The sequence below is a fragment of the Ruoffia sp. FAM 26254 genome (genome assembly GCF_045528545.1).
GTDB lineage: Bacteria > Bacillota > Bacilli > Lactobacillales > Aerococcaceae > Ruoffia > Ruoffia halotolerans.
Genome location: NZ_JBGQQY010000133.1, coordinates 1 through 255, shown reverse-complemented (window position 1 = coordinate 255; position 255 = coordinate 1). Strand labels below are relative to the sequence as shown.

The window sequence follows — 255 nt, the reverse complement described above, 5'->3', positions numbered from 1 at the left end:
CACAAGACGCTTTAAGAGATTATTTTATGCGCTATTCATATGAAGCTCGAATGCAAGTCAAGACCGTCACCATGGATATGTACGGGCCGTATTATCTATTTTTACAACGCATTTTTCCGAATGCCGATATTGTCATCGATCGGTTTCATATCGTTCAATTATTGAATAATACGTTAAACAGATATCGGATTAAAGTCATGAACACGATTCGTTACAACCGGCCGCGTGATTACACCAAATTAAAACAATTATGGA

Annotated in this window: 1 protein-coding gene; it reads left to right on the top strand. The window is 37.3% G+C overall.

Translation table 11 applies throughout. The features are described from left to right. Nucleotides 1–26: 26 nt before the first annotated feature. The coding region (locus tag ACEN3Z_RS11990; RefSeq protein ID WP_407090998.1) for a transposase at nt 27–255 on the top strand (229 nt) is incomplete at its 3' end.